Origin of the sequence: Spiroplasma sp. hyd1 (assembly GCF_016082235.1) — a bacterium.
Taxonomy (GTDB): Bacteria; Bacillota_I; Bacilli_A; order Mycoplasmatales; family Mycoplasmataceae; genus Spiroplasma; species Spiroplasma poulsonii.
Genome location: NZ_JXYY01000077.1, coordinates 1 through 3,741 on the forward strand (window position 1 = coordinate 1; position 3,741 = coordinate 3,741).

Below are 3,741 nucleotides of genomic sequence, written 5' to 3' on the forward strand. Positions count from 1 at the left end.
AATTATAATCCTTACTCCACATTATTGTTGTCCAATTTATTTTAACCCATCCATTTACATATTTTTTCTTTACATATTCAACAAATATTATAATTTTTAATAAAATTATTATCATTAAAAATTACGTGATTTAAGTCTAAAAATAATGGTTTTATAATTATTTTTTCTATTGTATTTTCACAAAGAAAAAACATTCTTATTTGTTTTCACACTTCTATTTTATAAATTAAATTTTCATAAATTTCTTGTTCAATTAAGTCTTCATCAATTCCTAATCTTCCTAAAATTTCATAAATTAAACGTCTATGTTCAATATCCTTATTTGAAACAAAATTAGAATTCAATTTATTTATATTTTTTCCTTTTTTCATTTTATTAATAAAATCATTATATTTTTTAGTAATTTTATTAACTATTTTATCATCAGTTTTGAAAGTGAATATTATTTTATTTTCATAATCTATTTCATAAAATATGCAATTTTCTTTATATAAACTGCTATCAACTATTACTTTCATTTTTAACAAATTTTTCCATGTCTGAAAACTTTATTTTTTCTCTTGATGTTTCATGTCTTTCTAGTCCTTTTCTTGCATTTATTCAAGGTTCAGTATTATGTGCTTCTTCAACCAAAACAAAGGTATCTTTATTTTTATATTTTTCTATTTTTTCATCTATAAATTTTATTATTTTTTTATCTTCTAGGGGGGCTATTTTAGTATAAATATATTTATTTTCTTTAAAATTTTCATATTCATCAAAATTTATTCCTACATATCTTAAATGATAATAAACTTTTCTTAACACTGGTCCATAAACTCATGCTTCAAATTCATCCTCAAATAATTTTTCATCATATTGTTTTAAATAATCTAAATATAAAAAATATAAAACTTTTTGCAATTTTACTGGTTCAGTAATTTTATGATTATTAATTAAATAAGATACAATAGAAAATAATTTATTATTTATTTTATTATTTATTTTTTTCATTTCCGACACCCTTTCTTTATTAGTTAAATTATATAAAAATATAAATAAATGTAAATACCTTTATTTATTGTTGATTATTTTTGTGTTGATGTTAAGATGGTGTCGTAAAATTAAGAAAGGAAAATAAAATATGAGTTATGAAATCTTAGTTGGTATTGGTGCTGGTGCTTGTTTTGTAGGTATTTTAGGTTATAAAGGATTGGAACTTTTAATTAAAAAAGTATCTAAAAATAAACTTAAAGAGTCTACAAATAAAGTAGTCGGACAAGAAACATTAGATGCTATTCATTTAGGTTTAATTCAAACTGCTAATACTTTGGGGCTTGGTAATACAGAATGAGCACAAACATTAGAAACAAATAAATCTATTAGTCAAGATGAGTTTAATCAAATTGTTAAAGTTCAAAGAGCTAAAAAATCAATTTCTAAAAAAGATATTAAATTATCTAATAAAACAATTAAAGTCTAAAAAAGACTTTTTTTGTTTATAATGGTGGTGCATAGAGGTGAAATTATGGTAATAAAATTAGAAAGTTTTAAATTAATAACATTAGAAGAGTTTAAAAATTGAGAGGGTTTTGATAAATTAGTAGCACAATATGGTAAAAACTTTATGATGATAATATTTCAAATTATTTAATTGAGGGTATTACAAGAGCAAGTTTACAATTAGATAGTATTTGTGGTTATCGTTTAGAAACTGAGTTTCCTTTACTTGACCCAAATAGTGAAATTGATAAAAAACGCATTAATTATGTAAAAATTGCTTGTTGTTTACAAACTCAATATTTAATAAGAACTGGAATTGAATATTCTAGTGGTGGTGAGAATAGTAGCGATAGTGTAGCAAGTTATACATATCCTAGTAATATTAAGATAGAATTTTCACCTGATGTTATTAGTTTATTAGAAAAAGCAAAGTTTTATAAATCACAAGCTATAACTAAAATAAACCCTGATAATTATGGTTTTAAAAATGAATATCATACATGATTTGGTCGTACTGATACTAATCATAAAGATAGACCAATTATGTTAAGTGAAGCAGATGCTAAATATGTATGAAAAAATAGTATATTTAGATCTAATACTTTATCTATTATTCCTTGAGTAGATACTGAAAAAAGTGGTATATGACAAATTGAAATATCACAAGAATTATTAGCAAAATATATTGATAATTACTTAAAAAATATAAAAATTGATAATAAATCAATAGTATATAATTCTAATAATGAATTATCAGTACCTTTTGATAATGATACTATTTATAATGATAATGGAATTTGAAAAGCAAAACAAGGTGGTGATATACCAACTGACGTTATTAAAGATAGTGATTTAGATAAAAATTATATTGATAAAGAAAATAATAAGTATATTGTTAAAACATCGCAAGATATTATTCTTAAACAAGATAAATTAGTAAGTGGTGTAAATATTAAAACTATTAATGGTAATTCATTATTAGGTAATGGTGATATTCCTATTAATACTGGTAATGATTGAGAAGTAGTTGATACTAGTGATTTTAATCCAAAGGCACTCACATATAATATTAAAGGTTTTGATAAAACAAAATATCAATATAAATTATGAGTAATTTATAAGTATCAACAGAATGATACTTTAACTACTCCTATTGAAACACCTTTAAATTATAACGGTAGTGTTGAATGAACAAGATATATACCAACACTAGATGATAATTTAAGTGTAAAAATAAGTACTGAATATGGAAATATAATATTTGGAAAATTTGATACAGATATAATTCAAAATATAATACTTTATAAAAAATTAGGAATTTAAAAATTAAAAGAAAATTGGTAAGTTAATTATTAAATTTAAAAAATAACCAATTAAGGTTATTTTTTNNNTTCTAATATTAAGTCTAAATTTTTAACTTTACAAATAACTAAATTATTTTCTCCATAATTATTTTTATAATATTCTCAGTATTCAGTTGAATTAATATCTACATCTTGTTTATCAATTCCAATTATATATTCACCACGCGGATTTTTACATGGGCGATTACCTTTTTCTGTTCGATAACATAAAATATAATTATTCATTATCTTTATCTCCTTTATTATTTACAATATAATAGTTAATAAAGTGTTGTATTTTTTGACTATTAGTATATAAATCAGGTAATGCATTTCATACTTTTTCTTGTTCTTTGTTAAGATAAACATTAATATTTCTAATTACAACTTGTTGTTTTTTAGGTTTCATTTTTATTTATCTTTTTTATAACAAAGATAATGCATTACTTTATTATTTTTAGCAACAATATTACCGTGATTAATATTTTTATTACATTCATTACATTTTATTTTAATAGAATAATGTTGGTTGTACATATTTTAATCGCTCCTTTGCAACATTATAATATTTTTCGTTTATTTTAATTCCAATTCATTTTCTATTAAGTTGTTCACAAGCAATAGCAGTAGTACCACTTCCTAAAAAAGGATCTAATACAGTATCGCCAATTTTACTATGCTTGTTAATTTGTAATTTAATTAAATTAATATCTTTTACAGTAGGGTGTTTAATATTTCCTAATAAATTGATTATTATTATTATTATTATTATTATTNNNTGTAATTTGATAAACAGTTTGCATATCTTGATGTCAAATATTGCTATAACTAATGGGTTTTTTATAAATATATTATATTTATGAAATTTGTACGATTAATTTAAAAAAGGACTTATAGGTCCTTTTATTCTTTTCAA

The 3,741-nt window shown here is 21.4% G+C and carries 8 protein-coding genes; 3 read left to right on the forward strand and 5 right to left on the reverse strand.

Features of this window, described 5'->3' with window-relative positions:
- Window positions 1–41: 41 nt before the first annotated feature.
- Together TS70_RS06035 and TS70_RS06040 are read right to left on the reverse strand one after the other, a co-directional pair.
- Entirely contained in the window at window positions 42–527 is a 486-nt protein-coding gene (locus tag TS70_RS06035; RefSeq protein ID WP_198049710.1) for a hypothetical protein, read from the reverse strand.
- Entirely contained in the window at window positions 499–993 is a 495-nt protein-coding gene (locus TS70_RS06040; RefSeq protein WP_198049711.1) for a Panacea domain-containing protein, read from the reverse strand. The genes TS70_RS06035 and TS70_RS06040 overlap by 29 nt, the downstream gene beginning before the upstream one ends.
- A gap of 130 nt (window positions 994–1,123) precedes the next feature.
- Here TS70_RS06040 and TS70_RS06045 point away from each other — a divergent pair, with 130 nt between their 5' ends.
- The 3 genes from TS70_RS06045 (at window position 1,124) to TS70_RS06050 (ending at window position 2,805) form a co-directional block, all read left to right on the forward strand.
- A complete protein-coding gene (locus TS70_RS06045) occupies window positions 1,124–1,462 on the forward strand; it encodes a hypothetical protein (protein ID WP_198049712.1) in 339 nt (112 codons plus the stop codon).
- A 45-nt stretch (window positions 1,463–1,507) separates the two neighbouring features.
- Entirely contained in the window at window positions 1,508–1,633 is a 126-nt protein-coding gene (locus tag TS70_RS08160) for a hypothetical protein (RefSeq protein WP_255516891.1), read from the forward strand.
- A 392-nt stretch (window positions 1,634–2,025) separates the two neighbouring features.
- Entirely contained in the window at window positions 2,026–2,805 is a 780-nt protein-coding gene (locus TS70_RS06050) for a hypothetical protein (RefSeq protein WP_198049713.1), read from the forward strand.
- 258 nt (window positions 2,806–3,063) lie between these two features.
- Here the strand turns inward: TS70_RS06050 and TS70_RS06060 are convergent, their stop codons facing one another.
- Genes TS70_RS06060 through TS70_RS08870 form a run of 3 tightly spaced genes read right to left on the reverse strand, consistent with a single transcriptional unit; the run spans window position 3,064 to window position 3,675 of the window.
- Window positions 3,064–3,234, reverse strand: coding sequence for a hypothetical protein (locus TS70_RS06060; protein WP_198049715.1), 171 nt, complete (start codon window positions 3,232–3,234; stop codon window positions 3,064–3,066).
- A gap of 2 nt (window positions 3,235–3,236) precedes the next feature.
- Window positions 3,237–3,362 carry a hypothetical protein gene (locus TS70_RS08165; RefSeq protein WP_255516892.1) on the reverse strand — a complete coding sequence of 42 codons (126 nt, stop codon included), beginning with the start codon at window positions 3,360–3,362 and terminating at the stop codon, window positions 3,237–3,239.
- On the reverse strand, window positions 3,337–3,675 hold the full coding sequence (locus tag TS70_RS08870; protein WP_198049716.1) for a site-specific DNA-methyltransferase: 339 nt from the start codon (window positions 3,673–3,675) through the stop codon (window positions 3,337–3,339). Before TS70_RS08870 ends, TS70_RS08165 begins: the two co-directional genes overlap by 26 nt.
- Between the last annotated feature and the right edge of the window lie 66 nt (window positions 3,676–3,741).